Source organism: Sulfurimonas sp., from assembly GCF_026988655.1.
In the GTDB taxonomy this organism is placed as follows: Bacteria; Campylobacterota; Campylobacteria; order Campylobacterales; family Sulfurimonadaceae; genus Sulfurimonas.
Genome location: NZ_JALSKT010000058.1, coordinates 27,301 through 45,523 on the forward strand (window position 1 = coordinate 27,301; position 18,223 = coordinate 45,523).

The window sequence follows — 18,223 nt, forward strand, 5'->3', positions numbered from 1 at the left end:
AATTTCAAATGTGATTAATATGCAATATATGTCTAAAAATTATATGTTATAATTAGGTATTACAACTTTCTCAAAAAAGGATAACAACAGTATGAAAAAAACAGTTAGTATATTTTCCTTTGCCCTCTTGGTTAGTGCTTCGCAGATACATGCAGAGGCACTCTCTTTAAGTGATGCGCTCCAGACGCTAAAGGCGCAAAACTTGGAAATAAAAGCAGCACAGTATGATATAGATGCAGCAAAAGAAAGTGAAGGTTCTGCTTCAGGTATGAACTGGGGTAAATTAACATTCCAACAAGATATAGCGCGTTCAAACGATGCAGGAAATGTTTTTGGTTTTAAACTCACTTCACGTGAAGCTACTTTTGGAGATTTTGGTTTTGGTGACCCATCAATGCCTGCACAAACAGATCCAGCATACTTAACTACACCACCTAATACACTTAACTATCCAGATGATAGAAACTTCTTTCAAAGTAAACTTAGATATGAGGTGCCTCTTTTTGCAGGTTTCGCAATATCTAGTTATACAGACATTATGAAAGAAGTACATAAACTCAAAACACTTGAAAAAGCTAAAGTTGAGAATGAAAAAGTATACCAACTGAAAAAAAGTTATTATGATATGGCTTTACTTCAGTCATCTATTGCAAACTTAGACACGATTTTAGAAAACATAAATATTTTAGAAAATACTACCAAAACGATGATAGAGGTAGGGTATGCTAAAAGAGTTGACCTTTTAGAAGTGCAGGCTAAAAAAGGCAATGTTGAAAGACTTTTAGTTCAAATGAAATCAAACGAAGAGCTCCTTTACCATTACATAAGTTTTTTACTCAATAAAAAAGTACAAGAGATACAAACTCCTACTGCAGATGTTCCGATGCCTACTTACACAGATCAGGATATTTTAAATGCAAACTTAGATATTCAAAGAGCCCAAACTGGACTTGAGATAAAAAAATCTATGCAAGGTGCATCTGAGAGTGCATTTTATCCAACTATAGGTGCATTTGGTGAGATCGCAACTGCGGATAATACTTTTTTAGGTGATGCAAGTGACCATAAAGCTTATACTGTTGGAGCTAGACTTACATGGAACCTTTTTAACGGTGGTATAGATAACTCAAAACTAGAAAAAGCAAAAATTGAACGTCTGAAAATGAGTTCTCAAGTTGAACTTGCAAAAGAAGGTATAAGACTGAAGCTTTTAAAAATAAGAACTGAGATTAGAAGTGCGGATGAGGAGATAGCTTCTCTTGAAAAAGAGTTAGCACTTGCGAATGCCATCTATGAAAACTATGAGTATAGATATAAAGAGAAACTTGTTTCTATGAGTGATGTTATCATCAAACAATCTGCTCAAATAGAAAAAATATTACAACTACAAAAAGCAAAAAACAAGCGTACTGAAAAAGTATTTGCTTTAGAAAAATTAGCAAACGGAGAAAACTAAACATGAAAAAACTACTTATATTACTAGCACTTGGTGCTTCACTGATGGCGGAGACACTTACTCTTTCGGGTACAGTTATTTCTGATAATAAGAAGATGATTACGAGTCGCTTTATGGGATTTGTTACAAACACATATGCCGCTGAAGGAGACTATGTCACAAAAGGTCAAATGCTTTACAAGATTGATTCTAAAGAGATTGATGCTACGAAATCTCAAGTTGAACTTGGAATTTCTCAAGCAAAACTTTCACTACAAATGTATCAAAATCAATATACAAATATAAAACTTAACCTTGATAGAAATAGAAGACTTCTTGCTAAAGATATGGTTTCAAAGTATGAAGTAGAAAACCTTGAACTAGCTGCAAAAAACCTTCGTGACTTAGTTGAAATTTCTAAAAAACAAGTACAACAAGCACAACAAAGACTCAAAGAGGTTGAAAATCAATATAAATATTTAAATATTAAAGCACCAAATAATGGTGTTATTATCAAGAAAAATGTACGTGTTGGTGAAATGGCAATGCCAGGTATGCCTGCGTATATACTTTCTGATTTAAGTAATTTAAAAGTATTAGTAGAGATAGCTGAGAGCGATATGCACCTTCTTAAACGTGGTAAAAAAGTAAAAATCTACATTCCATCATTGAAACTTGAAGAAATCGGAAAAGTAAAAGCTATCATCCCTAGTTCTAACCCTATGACTCATACTTTTCAAGTCAAAATAGCATTTAAACCACATAGTAGATTTGTATATCCAGGTATGTATGCAACTGTATCTATAGACTAAGGAATAAATATGAATCATAACAAATCTTATATTCCAGAAGATATTGCAGGAAAGCTTGCAAAATCTTTTCTTAGAAATCCTTTGACAATTGTCTTAGGTATTTCTCTTTTACTTATAGGCTATCTTGCTTTAGAAGTTATGCCACGTGAGGAAAACCCTCAAATGGTCGTCAGTGGGTCAACTGTAATCGTTGCGCTGCCTGGAGCGAGTGCGAAAGAAGTTGAAAAAATCATTGTTAAACCTCTTGAGAGAAAACTTAAAGAAGTAAAAGGTGTTGAACATATTTACGGTATGGCTATGGACAATGTTGGTATTGTAAACGCAGCATTCTTCATCGGTCAAGAAAAAGAAACTTCTAATCTAAAAGTGTATGATAAAATCATGCAAAATTCAGATATGTTTCCAAAAGGTGCTATGAACCCTATCATTAAACCTCTTGATATTGATGTTGATATACCTATTGTTAGTATTGCTTTTTATTCAGACGGTAAACTTTCTCAAACAGAGTTATATGACAAAGTACGAGAGATTCAACACGATATTAATGGGCTACCAAATGTTGCAGTTACTGCTTTAAAAGGTGGGCATAGACATCAGTTCAATATAGAAGTAGATTTAAATAAACTTACTGGTTACCATCTTTCAATGGGACAAATTATGAAGTCTGTTGAATCACTTGCCTATAATGTTCCAGAAATTAAAAACCGTACTAAAGACAATCAAATTGTTATGGTCGGAGTTAAAAATGCACTTGAGACCGCCAAAGATGTTGGAAATATTATAGTTGCACAGTATATGGGTTCTCCAGTATACTTAAAACAAGTTGCAAAAGTTGAAGATTCATATGATATTCAAAACTTTAAATCAGCATTGATTAGCAAAAGAAAACAAGATGGAAGTATGATGCCATTTCAAAATCAAATTACTTTAACTGTTTCTAAATTACAAGGAACAAATGCAGTAATTATTGCTGAAGAAGTCAAGAAAAATCTTGAAAAATATAAAGATATCCTCTTTGAAAATGGCGTAAGCTATGTGATTACAAGAAATGATGGAGAAAGAGCAAATGAAGCAGTAAATGAACTTGTTATGCACTTGGTACTCTCTATTGTGATTATCGCTATTTTACTTATCTTTGTTCTTGGTTGGAGAGAATCTTTAATCGTTACATTTACAGTACCGGCAATTCTAGCTGTCACTCTTTTTGTCGCGTATTTAAGTGGACAAACGATCAATCGTATTACACTTTTTGCATTTTTACTTTCGCTAGGACTCTTGGTTGATGCTGCAATTATTGTTATTGAAAATATTCACAGACACTACCATTCAGCAGAATCTGCGCACATTCCTGATGATGAATTAATGGTAAAAGCAACGGATGAGATTGGAGCACCTACAAACATTGCTACACTTGCTATTATCATGACAATGGTACCGATGGCATTTGTTGGAGGTATGATGGGGCAATTTATGAAACCAATCCCTGAAAATGTTCCTGTCGCACTTATAGCTTCCCTATTTGTTGCTTATATATTTACGCCTTATTTAGCTGTAAGAATGCTCAAACGTCCCGACCATAGTAAAGGAGAACATTAATGTTTGATAAATTTGAGAATCTCGTACGTACAGGGGTTCAAAGTCGATTTAAGAGAAACCTAATCCTCATTGCTACACTTGTAGCTTTTATAGGTTCAATTTTATTGATAGCACCCACTGAAATAGTAAAAGCTAAGATGCTTCCAGGGAAAAATAATGATACTTTCAATATTTATGTTACTTTAGCGAGTGGAAGTTCAGTAGAACAGACAAAAAAGGTAACTGACTGTGTCAGTTCATATGTAACAAAAGAGAAGAATGTTGTAGATACTGAGGTCTTTTTAGGTATGGGATCTCCGCTTGACTTCGCTGGTCTTATCAAAGGAAGTCAATTTAAAAATGCTGAAAATGTTGCAGAAATTGTTCTTAACCTTACAGCTAAACACGAAAGAGAAGAACCTTCATATCTTATGGTTCAAAGAATTCGTCCGATTATTCAGGGTGCTTGTGAAAAAATTTATCCTGATACTGAAATCTCTTTTGTAGAGCCACCAGCGGGTCCACCTACTCTATCCTCAATCGTTGCTGAGATTTATGGTCAAGATGCACAAGGCATTAAAAAACTAGCTTATAAAGTTGAAGATGTTTTTAAACACACAAAAGGTCTTGTAGATATCGACGTGATGGAAGATGAGATATATGACAATTTTGAAATAGTAGTAAATAGTACAAAAGTTGCAAAATCTGGTGTTACTATCAAACAACTTAATGATATTTTATATCTTGCATTTGAAGGTATGAATGTTGCCGTAAAAAATTCAGATAAATTTGATGATCAAATTCCTCTATTTTTATCTCTTTCAGAAAATTCTAAACGTTTTACAAAAAAAGATTTAAACTCTGTAAGAGTAAAATTATCAGCACTTAGACTCATGAATACATCAGGAATGATGGTTCCTGTTACTGAGATGGTCACGATAATTCCAGGAAAATCAAATCCTATGATTATGAGTAAAGACCTACATCAAATGACAAATGTTCTAGCTGAAACAGATATGGTATCTCAAGTGTATCCTCTACTAGATGCAAGAACAGAAATTATAGAAACATTTAAAGATGAATATGATGTTTTTAAAACGGGTCTTTTTGATTTACAACTTCGTGACAAGAAAACAGGACAAACTTATGATCTTGTTTGGGATGGAGAGATGAAAGTAACTATGGATACATTCAGAGATCTTGGAGCTGCGTTTATAGCTGCTTTAATTCTAATTTTCTTACTTATGGTTATATACTACAAAAGTTATACATTAAGTGGAATCATACTACTCGGTTCATTCCTTTCTATCATAGGAGTCATTGTAGGTCATATGATTATGGATATATTCACAACAGACACATTCTTCTTAACAGCGACTTCCCTTATTGGTTTTATTGCTCTTATTGGTATTAGTTCACGTAACTCTTTATTGCTTATAGACTTTACAAAATCATTAATGCATGAAAAAGGTATGCATAAAGCTGAAGCAATTGCTTATGCAAGCGCAACTCGTGCAAAACCTATCTTTTTAACTGCTGTTGCAATTATGTTAGCATCTACACTGCTTGCAAGTGATGCGGTTTTTGGTGGACTTGGTGTTTCACTTATATTTGGTACAGTTGCAGCAGTTGTTGCATCTTTAATTATTGTACCTGTATTACTTTATATGTCAGACCTTGAAAAACATTTTCACTTTAAAGAAAGAAAAGCTGTTTCAATAGAAGAACCTATCTAAACACTTCACTTTTTCTTCTATATTAATTCTCATGCAATGCATGAGAATTAACCTACATTACTACATACAAATAAAACATTTAAATAATTAATAATATCAAAGAAAATTAAAACCAAAAGACTTTACTTCCAAGCAAAACTTGAAAGTAAAAGAAAAATTAAAAGAAAGAGAGTTGAGGAACTAAATACGAGCGTATTTAACGCTTAAGCAAGCGTCTAGAGCAGCTAATTCACTTAAAGTGGTATCGTTAACTGCATTGTCAACTAAAATCACTGCAAGTGCTTCTTTGTTCTCATTTCTAGCTAAAGAGAAATCAGAAATATTTACATTGTGTTTTGCAAGAATTGTACCAACACTCCCAATAACACCAGGAACATCACTATTCTTAAATAAAATCATGTCACCTTTAAGTGCAACTTCATTCTCGAAACCATCAATAGAAACGATACGTTGTAAGCCATCTTCAAAAATAGTAGCTGAGACAGATGTAGTTCCCTCATTGGTAGTTATTTTTACAGTAATTAAGTTTTTATAAACTTTAGAATCACCTAAATCTTCAGTTAAAACTTCTATGCCTTTTTCTTTAGCAACAAAGTCTGCATTTACATAGTTAATAGATTCACTACTGTGACTTAGAGCACCAACAGTAACAAAAGTTGCAAGAGAATCAACATAGTTAGCAATTTCACCAGCACCTTTAACTTTAATTGAGATAATTTTAGACTTGTTTATTTGTGATTCTAAGAAACCTAATTTTTGTCCCATTTCTAAAAATGGTTTTACAAAAGAAGGAATTTTACTTTCATCAATAGGTAAGTTCATCGCATTTGGATATGCAATTCCTTTCGCAGCAGCTATAGCGTTTTGTGCAGCTTGTGTACCGATGTTATATTGAGATTCATAAGTATTTGCTCCAAGATGTGGAGAAACAACAATATTATCCAAATCAAGAAGTTTATTATTAATCGCTGGTTCTTTACCAAAAACATCTATACCAGCAAAACGAATTTTTCCAGATTTTAGACCATTATACAGAGCATCTTCATTATATAAATCACCTCTAGCACAGTTTACTAAAACAACACCATCTTTCATTTTAGCAATTTCTTCTTCATTGATAATGCCAATAGTTTCTTGATTTTTAGGTGTATGAATTGTAATCACATCACAAGATAAAATATCATCAAAATTTTTCGTATATGTCATATCTAAGTCAGTTACTTTAGATGGATTAATATATGGGTCATAAGCTACTATATCCATTTCAAATGCTTTAGCACGTTTAGCTACACGTGAACCAATATTACCAAAACCAATAACACCTAGTTTCTTCCCTTTGAGCTCATATCCATACCATTTTTCACGTTTCCAAATTCTTTGATTTTTTAAATGATCATGAGAATATGGAAACATTCTCATACAAGAGAGCATATGTGTCAGAGTAAGTTCAACAGCTGCGATAGTATTTGCAGTAGGCACATTCATAACAATGATACCTTTTTTAGAACATCCTGGAATATCTACATTATCCACACCCACACCTGCACGCACAATTGCTTTCATATTTGTAGCATTTTCAATAAAAAAAGAGTCTACATCAGTAGAACTACGTGTAATCGCTACATCAGCTTGTGGGATAATCTCTTTTATTAACTTGTCTTTAGGCTCATCAGCCGCCATGATAAAATTTATATTTGCATCTTCTTGAAGCATTTTCAATCCTGCTTCATGAATATGATCACATACTACAACAGTATATTTTTGCATTTAATATTCCTCTTTATAAAGCTCTATTTGAGCCTTGATTTTATAATTTTTTAACGCTTTTTTTAAGTCTTGTAATTTATCAACATTTTGTGAATAAATAAGTAAATCTATACCGTATTTGTCTTTTTTTAAGAAATATTTCAATTTATGCGTATTCAATTCTTCTTTTAAACAAAATAGTTGATACGGATCTTGAATATTAGCAGATAGCTTATAGGTAATAGTTTTAGTTATTTTTTCGTTTAAATCTACTTTGACATAAATTTCATTTACAGGATAAAAATAACCTAATTTTTCGGATTTTGAAAAATGATTTAGCCAAATTTTTTCTGGCTTTATTGTCTTGTTAGTATTTTCTAAACGCAGTGGTTCATCATCCAATGTAACATCTGCAGAGTTAATTGAGATGAGGAATATAGTTAGAAAAACAGCAACCCCTATAGCTATTATAGGAGCAAACCATTTTATAAAACTTTGCATTTAAAGATAGCTTATCTAAGTTTATCTTTGATTAAATCACCTAAAGAGTGTGATTCATTATCATTAATTTCTTCAAGCATTTCTTGATTTTTAATATAATCTAATTTTTTAACAGATAAACGGATACGATCACGACGAGTATCAATGTTTGCAATAGCAGCTTCTATTGTCTGACCTACTTCTAACTCTTCTTTTACTAAAGGAGTTAAATCTTCATCACGGATAAGTGCATCTACACCATCTTCTAAAGATACAAATACACCAAAATCTTTAATATCACGAATAGTACCAGTTACAACAGAGTTCACTTTATGCGTTGTAGCAAATTTATCTATTGGAGACTCTAGTAATGTTTTACGATTAAGAGAGATTTTTTGATCTTCAGCATTAATTTTAGCAATTTTTACTTCAATCTCTTCACCAGATTTTAATACTTCTTTCGCTTTTGTATTTTTATCCCATGAAATATCTTGATTATGTAAAAGACCTTCAACACCATCAATACGAACAAAAGCACCAAAATCAGTAAGTGAAGTGATTGTACCAGTTACAATGTCACCTTCATTATATTTCTTTAAAAACTCATCAAATGGTTTTGGAAGAAGTCTTTTTAATGAAACACGAAGCTTATGCGTTTTAGAGTTAATTTCTATAACTTCAACATCAATTTCTTGACCTACTTCTAAGTAATCATTTGGATTTTTTACATTTTTATTCCAAGTAATTTCTGAAATATGTAAGAAACCTTCAATGTCATTTCCAAGATCAACAAATGCACCATATGCTTCTACATTAGAAACAGTAACAGTAATTGTATCACCTTCATCTAATTCAGATTCAACTTCAGCCCATGGATCTGGTTGTACTGCTTTGATTGAAAGAGAAAGATGTCTTTTGTCTTTATCATAAGAGATAGCTTTAACAGTTACCACATCACCTTCATTGTAAAGTTTTGATGGGTTTACAGGACCTTTATAGCTAATCTCATTATAATGAACAAGACCATCTACACCACCCACATCTACAAACATACCATAACTAGTGATTTTTTTGATTGTACCTTCAACTATAACATCTTCAGCCATAAGTTGATCGATGATTTCTTTTTTCTTTTTACGCTCTTCATTAAAAAGTTTACGACGAGAAAGAATGATTGAGTTCTCAACAGGGTCAATCTTTACAACTTGTGCTTTGATTTTACGACCAACTACTTCATCAGTATCTTTAAACGCAGCTAATGAACGTGGCATAAAGAAAGAAACTGCATCAGCTTCTACTACATACCCACCACGATTTTTCTTAGTAATGATACCTTCAACTACTAAATCTTCATAATCGTCTTTATTCGCATCAATAAACTCAATAGTTTTTTCTTGTTCTAAAACTTTTTTGTAAGAAATCTTAGGACGCTCGTTATAGTATCCCATTTGCATTACTCTAATTTTATCACCAGTAGTAAACTTTAGTTCTCCATTTTCATCACGGATCTCATCAAGGCTTAGTATACCTTCTAGTTTATCACCAACACCTACTAACGCTCTGTTGTCTTCATCTTGTATCTCTACAATCTCACCCTCAACTATACGGCTTGTCTCTTGTTTTTTTTCGCTTTCTGCAAACATTTCTGCAAAATTTTCTTCTTCTTCAAATGATTCGTTATCGAACGCCATTGCCTATCCTCTGTTACATAAAAATTGTCGTGATTATATCTAAATAATGATTATATGAGTATTAAATTCTAAGATAAAGGATAGGGAAAAAAGAAACTTATATGAAAGTGCCTCTAAACATCAGTTTCTTTGACTGTTTTTATTACATTTTGTATAATCCAGTCAGGAGTTGAAGCACCGGCTGTAACACCACAATATTGTTTGTTTTCAAACCACGAAAAATCTAGTTCATTTTCATCCTCAATATGATAACTATCAGAGCAATTCTCTTTAGCAATGCTAAAAAGCTGTTTTGTATTTGATGAATTTTTACCACCTATTACAAGCATGATATCAGCTTTTTTAGAAAGTTTTCTAACTGCCTCTTGGTTTTCAAATGTCGCATTACAAATAGTGTTAAATACACAAACTTCTTTATAACGAGGAATAAGATAATTTGCAATCTCCATATAATCCTCTACCTTACGAGTAGTTTGTGCTATAAGGGCAATACGTTCGTGCAGTTTTAAATCTTTCAAATCTTCTACTGATGTGACTACCTCGGCCCCATGTGTTGCATATGATTTGACACCTTTAATTTCAGGATGTTTTTCATCTCCAAAAATGACGACACTATACCCTTTTTCACTCATCTCCTGAGCAATTTCTTGTGGCTTTGTTACAAAAGGACAGGTTGCATCAACTACTTTCACCCCACTTTTGTGAAGATTTTCAAGTTCATCTTTGACTATACCATGCGTACGGACTATTGCTTTATCACCGGTTTTAAATGCTTTAAAGTCCTCTTCTAAGGCAACATTAAAATCTTTATCAAGTCTTGCTATCTCTTTAGAATTATGAATGAGTGGTCCATATGTTGCTGAATCTTTATTTTCCTCTGCAATTTTAATTGCACGTTTAACACCAAAACAAAATCCGTAATTTTCTGCAAGTTCTATATGCATTTATCTTTCCTTTTACACTTAATACTTAAGCAAACTTTATAGTTGTAATTTTTTCTAGCAATTCAAAAAAGTTTGGAAAAGAGGTATTTATACATTCTAAATCATTCACTTCCATTCCACATCGTAAACCTGCAATGATAAAACTCATGGCAATTCTATGATCACCATCACTATCTACTTTAGCCTTTTGGAGTTCCCCACCTGTGATTTTATACCCATCAGGGTACTCCTGCACTAGAATTTCACAAGCCTGTAAACCTCTCACAACAGTTCCTATTCTATCACTCTCTTTTACCCTTAATTCTTCAGCATTTTTCACAAGACTTTCACCCTCAGCACAAGCCATAGCTATAGAGAGTGCTGGAAGTTCATCAATAAGCCAAGAGATATTATCTTCAATAACAATGCCATGCAGTGGCGAATATTTAATATGTATATTTCCAACAGGTTCATATTTTTCATCTGTCAATTCATATTTTATATTTGCCCCCATTCTTTCTAAGGCTTTAAAAGCTTCAATTCTAGTCGGATTAAGGGTTACACCCTCAAGCACAATATCAGAACCTGGAGTTATAGCTGCTCCAACTGCAAAGAAAAAAGCAGAAGATGGATCAGCTGGTACTCTTATTTTTAGGGGAGTCAAAAGTTTTTTTAGTGGATGAATTGTCGTCTTTAAGCCATCAACTTCAATATTTGCACCCATGCCTTTTAGCATTCTCTCTGTATGGTCGCGTGAGAGTTCTGGCTCTTTATAAGTACAAACCCCATCAGCTCGTAATGCGGCTAAAATCATTGCAGATTTCACTTGAGCAGAAGCAATTTTACTTTCATAATCATATGCTTTTAGAGAAGCTCCTCTAATACTTAACGGAGCCAAATCACCCTGTTCTCTTCCATCTACCTTAGCCCCAATGCTTATTAAAGGTGCCGTTACTCTTTTCATTGGACGACGACGAAGATATTTATCACCAGTAAGCACGAAATGCCCATCTGCAGAACTTAACAGCCCACAAAACAGGCGCATTCCCGTTCCGGAGTTTCCGCAATCAAGTATCTCAAAACTCTCTTTTATTCCATTTGATGAGATTTTGATACACTTTCCATCATCTTCAATTTTTGCACCTAAATTTTTTACAATTTCTAAAGAATTCAGTGTATCCTCTGCGCGTAGAAAATTTTCTATCTCACTTACACCATCAGCAAGCATAGCAAACATTACACTTCGGTGAGAGATAGACTTGTCTGGCGCAATAGCATCAATTTTTAATGAAAAAGGAGTTGCTGGAAAAACTTTAACTAAACTCATCTCAATCCAATACCAAGCTCTTTTTGTAAAGCTGCCAGTATACTATCCATTGCTGTTGTTATATCTTCCTCTTCTAGTGTTTTTTCATCTGATTGAAGCACAAAACGGATAGAAAGACTTGTATTGTCATCTAAAGATTCATCACTATACTGATCAACAGGATAAAAACGTATCAGTTCTTTTACTGCGTTTGATTGGATGACTTTCTTAATAGTTTCATAACTTATTGCATTTGGAGTGATTATACTCAAATCTCTAAATGAAGCTTGATATTTTGAACTTTTTTTCGCTGTTTTAAGAGCATAAGCAATCTTAGAAAAATCAAGTTCACACATATATGTAACATCTAAGCCATAAGCTTTTTCTACCTCAGGATGCACTCTAAAGAGTTCACCTAAAACTTCACCATCATGTAAAACTTGTGCAGATTGATACAAGTGAGCAAGTTTATGTTTTGTTGTGTATTGAGTCAATTCTAAATCACCAACTACATCCGATATTTTTTGTGTAAAATATCCAAAATCAATTTTTGCAGGTTTTCCAGCATTTGAAAGGTTTTCATTCTCTTTTTCCCCACTAAAAATAAATGCCATTTTTAATGACTCTTCTCGTAAAGGCGTAAATACAGAACCTATTTCAAAAAGTTTTACTGAAGAATATCCATTTTTAGTGTTTTGAGAAGCTGCTTTTAAAAGTCCAGTCAATAGCGTGGGTCTTAAAGTATCTAGTGTTTGCACGATAGGATTTAAAAGTTCTAATTCTTCTTTTGTCGTCTCAAATCCATAAGCATTTAAAACTTTTTTCTCATCAAAAACAAAATGAACTGACTCAAAGAAACCACTTTGTGCAGCACGATGTCTAAAAATAGAACGTTTTTTATACTCAAAATAATTATCTTCTAATTGATTCTTTTCCTGCAAAGTATATGCTTTAGATGGAATATTATCAATACCAACCATACGAACGATCTCTTCTACAATATCCTGTTTATTTACAATATCATGACGAAACTGAGGTACATTAATTACAAATCCATCTGTAGAAGATTTTGAAGTATCAAATCCAAGATTTTTAAGAATTTTACTCACAACAGTTTTATCAATGCTCGCACCAATAATTTCATCAATCTCTTGTTTTTTTACAGTGACAATTTTTTCTCTAAATTGTGTCGAAAATTCCACAATTCCACTAAAAGTTGTAGAAGATGAAGAAGATTCAATCAAATCTACACAATAAGATAACCCTCCCTCTAATTCTGGTTCACTTCCACGTGATGTTCTATAAAACAAAGAGTCCGCATCTATTTTATGCTCTGCCATCTTTTTTGAGATAATCTCTGGAGGGATATAGCTTGCTTCTAAGAAAAGTTTTCCCTCTTGTTTTTTCATTTTTGATGTACTAACTTGACTAACACCAATAGTTGAAGCCATCTCTTTGTCTTGTGCTTCTACACAAGCAAATTGATTTTTATCTTCATCAAGAATGACTTTTGCTATTTTATTTTCTTCTTTACAGAAAAATTCGCAATCATAAGCCCGTAAAATTACACCTGTTGCATGTGTGACGTATGATAATAAGCTCTTAATATCAGTCTCACGTTTTTCCTCAATCTGAGCAAGTCTAAGTCTAATAACAAGAGGTAAAGTTAACTCTTTTAAATCTACTGCTTTATATCTAAGATTGACATCCAAATCTTTTTCATGTGATAAAGAAAGAATACGACCAATACCTCTTTTTTCATCATTATCAGTAATTGTGTACTCTTTTATAGGTCTATCAAACGCAGCACTAAGATCTCTTGCTATCCCTCGAATACTTAAACAGTCACCTCTGTTGGCAGTCAATTCAATTTCAATTAAGTCATCATTAAAAATAGGGTTTGTACTAACTTCTTCTCCAATGCTGTATGCTCCCATACTTGCATCAAGTTCCATAATACCTTTACCTAAATCAGGAAGACCAATCTCTCCAGCAGAACAGATCATACCATCAGAATCAATACCACGAAGTTTTACAGGTTTTATTGCAAGGCCAGAAGGCATAACTGCACCTACTGTAGCAACAACAACATCAAGTCCTGCTCTCACATTTGCAGCACCACAAACTATCTGACGGATACTACTACCAATATCTACTTTACATACATTAAGCTTGTCTGCATCAGGGTGTTTTTCACACTCTAGTACTTTTCCAAAGAGAATTTTTTGTGGAACTCTATATTCATGAATTCTATCCACTTCCAGACCAATAGCGTTAAAAGTTTTTGCCAATTCATCTGTAGAAATACCACCAAGATCTATCCACTCATTTAACCAAGATTTAGTAACTATCATTGAAATTGCTCCAGTAACTTAATATCTCCCTCAAAAAGTGAACGAAGATCTCCTATTTGATGAATGAGCATTGCAAATCGCTCTACTCCAAGACCAAATGCATAACCACTAACATTTTTATACTCTACAGCTTTAAAAACATTTTGATCTACGATCCCACAACCTAGAACTTCTAGCCAACCTGTATGAGAGCAAACACGACAACCCTCACCTTTACAAAATACGCATGAGATATCTACTTCTGCAGAAGGCTCAGTAAAAGGAAAGAATGAAGGACGAAAACGTACCGCTACATCACCAAACATATATTTTAAAAAGTCTTCAAGAATAAACTTCAGGTTTGCAAATGAAACTTTTCCCTCTTCATCAACTAACAAACCTTCAATCTGATGAAACATCGGAGTATGTGTCAAGTCATAGTCGCGACGAAACACAGCACCCGGTGCAATCATTCGAATAGGTGGTTTACTCTCAAGCATTGTTCGAATTTGAACAGGTGAAGTATGTGTACGCAACAACATCTCATCTTTAAAATAAAAAGTATCTTGCATATCACGAGCAGGATGGTATTTAGGAAGATTGAGTGCTTCAAAGTTATGAAAATCATCTTCAACTATTTGACCTGTTTTAACAGCAAAATTCATGGAAGAAAAATATTCTACGATTCTATCCATCGTCTCCATCACAGGATGGAGTGCACCTGCAGATGACTTTGTACTAAACATAGAAACATCGATTGCTTCTGCTTTCATTGCTTCTTGCAACTCTTGTGTTTGTAATGCAATTTTTTTTGCAGTAAACTCGTTCATCAGTGCAGTTTTATGATTATTTAAATCTTTTGCAATTTGAGCTTTTTGTTCGTTTGGAGCTGTTTTCATTTTTGCAAATTCGGCAGCTAATATGCCTTTTTTACCAAAAACGGCGATGCGAATCTCTTCTAATGCATCAACACTTTGTGCTTCATTTATTTTATTGTACCACTCTTTCAATAGAGTCTCCATAGTTCTTAAATTTTAAAAAGATTATAGTCAAAATTAATTTATAAATAGCTTCATTTGTCAAATTATATGTTACAATAACCCAAAAACAAGGAAATACAATGTGTCTGTTTTGTAAAATCGTAAATAAAGAAATCCCTTCAAATATAATATTAGAAAATGACAATTTTTTAGCATTTCATGATATTAATCCTAAAGCACCCATACATATTTTAGCTATTCCAAAAATACATGTAGATAGTTTTAATGAAGTAACACCCCAAACAATGGCAGGCATGACTGCATTTATTCAAGATATAGCTAAAGAAGTTAAAATCGAAAAAAGTGGTTATCGAGTTATTACAAATATTGGAAGTGATGGAGGGCAGGAAGTAAAACATCTTCACTTCCATGTCTTAGGTGGAGCAAAGCTAAAATGGGGTCATTTTACAGATGCAGACCCAAAAGACTTTTTATAAAAGCTAGAGAAAATTTCTCTAGCTGCAACAAGCGTCTATCTCACCTAAATCTATCTTACTGCCAGTACCGCTGATAATTTTCTCATTCTCACGAACCAATGTACCATTATGTGTAATAGAGTAAGATATCTCTGTTGTATCACGCACAGTATTAATAGTTGAACAGTATGTTTCGACAGAAGCCATGACCCATCTTGCAGCGGTAGTATCATCAGCATCAGAGTTAAAATTATATGTCAAATGCAACTTCACAAATTTTCTAGGATGATCTTCAGCTCTTACAACATCACCATCAACAACTAAATCAGTAACAGTTTTTCCTTGATTTTTAGGAATCATAATCAGATCTGTCGCACTACAAGTAATGATACCAGCCAAAAAATACTCCACTGGTGAAATTACCGGACAATCAATAATAAAACTACTTTTAGCAGTCTTTGCTTCAAACTTCATTCCCTCTTTATGTATTACTTTTACATTCATTTTATTTTCCCTCTAAATATTTTTTAAAAAATTCTAATTGCTCTTTTGTACGGATAGAAGCTGTTCCACCTTGTGATTTTCTTGCATTCATAGAATTTTCAAGCACCAAAAAGTCTAAAACATCCTGAGAAATTCTAGCATCAATCTCTTGCAGGTGAGACAAATCTATATCACTTAAATCTATCCCTAGTTCTTCACTTTTTGCAACAGCTTTACCAGTAATGAAATGTGCTTCTCTAAAAGGAATATCACACTTTTCAACTAAATAATCAGCTAAATCCGTCGCACTTAAATGTCCTATCTTGCAAGCACTGTTCATATTTTTTGTTTTCACTTGCATTGTTTTGATTGCTTCTTTTAAAATCTCGAGTGAAAGCTCAGCTGTTTCTACAGCATCGAAGACACCTTCTTTATCTTCTTGTGTATCTTTATTATATGCTAAAGGAAGCCCTTTCATAACTGTTAAGAGTCCTATGAGAGAACCATAAACACGTCCTGTCTTACCACGTAAAAGCTCTGGTACATCAGGATTTTTCTTTTGTGGCATAATTGAACTTCCTGTTGAGTATTCATCACTTAACTCTACAAAACCAAATTCATATGATGACCACAGTACCAATTCTTCACTCAAACGGGAGATATGCATCATCATCGTTGAAATATTAAATAAAATCTCAAGTGCAAAATCTCTATCACTTACTGTATCAAGACAGTTTACACTTACACTCTCAAAACCTAACAGTTTGGCAGAGTATTCTCTGTCAATATTATGAGGTGTTCCAGCAAGTGCAGCACAACCTAAAGGTGAAATATTATTACGTTCATATGAACTTTCAAACCTTTGGATATCACGTTTAAACATTGAAAGATACGCACCTAAATGAAACCCGAAATTTATCGGCTGAGCATGTTGTAGATGTGTCATCCCTGGTAATAATGTTTCAGTATGCTTATCGGCAACTACAACAATTTCTTTCATTAATTTTTTAATCAGTTCAACAATTTCAAGGTTTTTACGTAAGGTATAACAACGAAAATCTACTGCTACCTGATCATTTCTACTTCTTGCAGTATGAAGTTTTTTCCCAGCATCACCTATGATATCGGTTAATCTTTTCTCAATTGCCATATGCAAATCTTCATCTGATATTTTCCATTCAAATGCACCTGATTCAATTTCACTTTTGACTTGCATCAATCCTTCTTCGATGAGTTTAAATTCATCTTCTGTAAGAATTTGTTGTTTTGTTAACATTTTTGCATGCGCAAGAGAACCTTCAATATCTTCACGATAAAGTTTTCTATCATACATAATTGAAGCGTTAAATTGGTCTAAGAGATTTGAAGCAGATGCCGAGAAACGGCCTGACCACATTTTTTCCATTATAGTTCCTTAAATTGTATATATTAGACTTCTTGCATAACCTAGATAGAGCTCAGCATTTTAGAGAGAGTTTTAATCAAGGCAGATGTTCTTCAGTGTAGCCGTAGCTACAGTGAAGGTTATCTAACGTAGAGTAAAGCTCTCTCTATAATGCCCAAAGGGAGAAGTAAAAAGCAGCAATCTAGCACAAAAAAATATTTTATCCTTAGCTATGGCTAGGCATAAAAATTTATTTTGCACTATCTCACTACTTTTTACTTTTCTGAGATATATCTAGGTTATGCAAGAAGTCTATTATTAAAAAGTTTGATATTTTATCTAAAAAGGAGGATTTTACAAAATGAAGTAAACAATAGAGCCAAAGCTCTACTGTTAAAGATTAGTTACAAGCAGGAACATTCCCACTATCTTTAGCATATTCAATTAAAAACTGTTTTAAATGTCTTGATTTTTTAGCATATCTTTTACTTTTAAAATATTTCCAAGATTTTTTTGCTTTTTCATTATCTAAATGTATCTCAGCTAATAATTTCCCTTTTTTCTTCATAAGCCTTTTCCATTTTTTCATCTTGTAGTTTGCTATAAAGTTCTGCCCCTCTTTATGACACTTTAAGCATTTTTTAATAAAAATTCGTTGACCTTTATAGATAGCTGCATTTGATGATGTGAGTGAAAACACCGTCAAAGCCAATAAAATAAACAAAAATCTAGTCATATAGATTACCCCTCTAAAATTGTAAATTCATATTACATTAGAAATAATTATAACTTCCTTATATCACATGATTATGATATAAAATAAGAATGATTTTTCTATAACTGATACTTTTGATTCAATTTTT

At 33.1% G+C, this 18,223-nt stretch carries 15 protein-coding genes; 5 read left to right on the forward strand and 10 right to left on the reverse strand.

From position 1 onward, the window contains the following. Positions 1–91: 91 nt before the first annotated feature. From MV052_RS06260 to MV052_RS06275, 4 genes are read left to right on the forward strand one after another with little or no spacing between them, the layout of a single operon-like run. Positions 92–1,456 carry a TolC family protein gene (locus MV052_RS06260; RefSeq protein WP_297442042.1) on the forward strand — a complete coding sequence of 455 codons (1,365 nt, stop codon included), beginning with the start codon at positions 92–94 and terminating at the stop codon, positions 1,454–1,456. A gap of 2 nt (positions 1,457–1,458) precedes the next feature. Further along, positions 1,459–2,247, forward strand: coding sequence for an efflux RND transporter periplasmic adaptor subunit (locus MV052_RS06265; RefSeq protein WP_297442044.1), 789 nt, complete (start codon positions 1,459–1,461; stop codon positions 2,245–2,247). Between the two features lie 9 nt (positions 2,248–2,256). Then, positions 2,257–3,843 carry an efflux RND transporter permease subunit gene (locus tag MV052_RS06270; protein ID WP_297442046.1) on the forward strand — a complete coding sequence of 529 codons (1,587 nt, stop codon included), beginning with the start codon at positions 2,257–2,259 and terminating at the stop codon, positions 3,841–3,843. Continuing rightward, positions 3,843–5,558 carry an efflux RND transporter permease subunit gene (locus MV052_RS06275; RefSeq protein WP_297442048.1) on the forward strand — a complete coding sequence of 572 codons (1,716 nt, stop codon included), beginning with the start codon at positions 3,843–3,845 and terminating at the stop codon, positions 5,556–5,558. Before MV052_RS06270 ends, MV052_RS06275 begins: the two co-directional genes overlap by 1 nt. 180 nt (positions 5,559–5,738) lie before the next feature. Here MV052_RS06275 and serA read toward each other — a convergent pair whose 3' ends face one another. The 7 genes from serA to pheS form a co-directional block, all read right to left on the reverse strand. Beyond that, positions 5,739–7,325, reverse strand: coding sequence for a phosphoglycerate dehydrogenase (gene serA / locus MV052_RS06280; protein WP_297442050.1), 1,587 nt, complete (start codon positions 7,323–7,325; stop codon positions 5,739–5,741). Further along, positions 7,326–7,805: a hypothetical protein gene (locus MV052_RS06285; RefSeq protein ID WP_297442052.1), complete on the reverse strand. Its 480-nt coding sequence runs from the start codon at positions 7,803–7,805 to the stop codon at positions 7,326–7,328. An 11-nt stretch (positions 7,806–7,816) separates the two neighbouring features. Next, a complete protein-coding gene (locus MV052_RS06290) occupies positions 7,817–9,475 on the reverse strand; it encodes a 30S ribosomal protein S1 (protein ID WP_297442054.1) in 1,659 nt (552 codons plus the stop codon). Between the two features lie 113 nt (positions 9,476–9,588). Continuing rightward, positions 9,589–10,419, reverse strand: coding sequence for a 4-hydroxy-3-methylbut-2-enyl diphosphate reductase (locus MV052_RS06295; protein WP_297442056.1), 831 nt, complete (start codon positions 10,417–10,419; stop codon positions 9,589–9,591). Positions 10,420–10,444: 25 nt separating this feature from the next. Then, positions 10,445–11,725 carry a 3-phosphoshikimate 1-carboxyvinyltransferase gene (gene aroA, locus MV052_RS06300; RefSeq protein ID WP_297442058.1) on the reverse strand — a complete coding sequence of 427 codons (1,281 nt, stop codon included), beginning with the start codon at positions 11,723–11,725 and terminating at the stop codon, positions 10,445–10,447. Then, a complete protein-coding gene (pheT, locus tag MV052_RS06305) occupies positions 11,722–14,058 on the reverse strand; it encodes a phenylalanine--tRNA ligase subunit beta (protein WP_297442060.1) in 2,337 nt (778 codons plus the stop codon). The genes aroA and pheT overlap by 4 nt, the downstream gene beginning before the upstream one ends. After that, on the reverse strand, positions 14,055–15,059 hold the full coding sequence (pheS, locus tag MV052_RS06310; RefSeq protein ID WP_297442062.1) for a phenylalanine--tRNA ligase subunit alpha: 1,005 nt from the start codon (positions 15,057–15,059) through the stop codon (positions 14,055–14,057). The genes pheT and pheS overlap by 4 nt, the downstream gene beginning before the upstream one ends. 98 nt (positions 15,060–15,157) lie before the next feature. Between pheS and MV052_RS06315 the strand changes: the two genes are divergently transcribed. Beyond that, positions 15,158–15,514, forward strand: a complete 357-nt coding sequence (locus MV052_RS06315) for a histidine triad nucleotide-binding protein (protein WP_297442064.1) — start codon at positions 15,158–15,160, stop codon at positions 15,512–15,514. 18 nt (positions 15,515–15,532) lie between these two features. On the opposite strand, the gene MV052_RS06320 is transcribed toward MV052_RS06315, so the two are convergent. From MV052_RS06320 to MV052_RS06330, 3 genes are all read right to left on the reverse strand, one after another. Next, positions 15,533–15,997 carry an OsmC family protein gene (locus tag MV052_RS06320; protein ID WP_297442066.1) on the reverse strand — a complete coding sequence of 155 codons (465 nt, stop codon included), beginning with the start codon at positions 15,995–15,997 and terminating at the stop codon, positions 15,533–15,535. Position 15,998: 1 nt separating this feature from the next. Continuing rightward, entirely contained in the window at positions 15,999–17,381 is a 1,383-nt protein-coding gene (gene argH / locus MV052_RS06325) for an argininosuccinate lyase (protein WP_297442068.1), read from the reverse strand. Between the two features lie 379 nt (positions 17,382–17,760). Then, positions 17,761–18,096, reverse strand: coding sequence for a cytochrome C (locus MV052_RS06330; RefSeq protein WP_297442070.1), 336 nt, complete (start codon positions 18,094–18,096; stop codon positions 17,761–17,763). Between the last annotated feature and the right edge of the window lie 127 nt (positions 18,097–18,223).